A 518-nucleotide genomic window follows, 5' to 3' on the forward strand; every position below is an offset into this window, starting at 1 on the left:
CCCTGACGATCGATCTGGAAAGCCAGACCATCAAGGGGCCGGATGGCGGCACCCTGCATTTCGACATCGATTCCGGGCGCAAGGAGAGCCTGCTCAACGGGCTCGACGAGATCGGCCTGACCCTTAAGCGCGCGCCGAAGATCGACGCCTACGAGGAGAAGCTCGCCGCGCGCGGATTTGCCTGAGCGCCAGCATCATCACGGTTCGTTTACCATGCGCGCGGCTTAAAGGTCGGGAAACGCCGAAACCCGCCGGGAGACCGCCCATGACGTCGCGCGCGAAGCTGACCGCCCTCCTCTGCCTCGCGAGTGCGGCAGCGTCCGTACCCGCCAAGGCCGACTTCCGCTCCTGCCTCGCCTCGCTTCAGGCGGAGGCGGCCTCGCAGGGGATCTCGGCCCAGACCTTCCGCGCGGCGACCGACGGCATCGCCTTCGACGACAAGGTCATCGAACTCTCCCAGGCGCAGCCCGAATTCAAGACGCCGATCTGGGACTACATGGCTGCCCTCGTCGACGAGG

Annotated in this window: 1 protein-coding gene and 1 pseudogene; both read left to right on the top strand. The window is 66.4% G+C overall.

The genetic code is table 11. The features are described from left to right. A pseudogene (locus MBTS_RS23280) lies at positions 1 to 185 on the top strand (3-isopropylmalate dehydratase small subunit); the annotation flags it as partial. A gap of 80 nt (positions 186 to 265) precedes the next feature. Continuing rightward, the coding region (locus MBTS_RS23285; RefSeq protein ID WP_192216605.1) for a lytic murein transglycosylase at positions 266 to 518 on the top strand (253 nt) is incomplete at its 3' end.

The sequence above is a fragment of the Methylobacterium bullatum genome, from assembly GCF_014845095.1.
GTDB lineage: Bacteria > Pseudomonadota > Alphaproteobacteria > Rhizobiales > Beijerinckiaceae > Methylobacterium > Methylobacterium bullatum.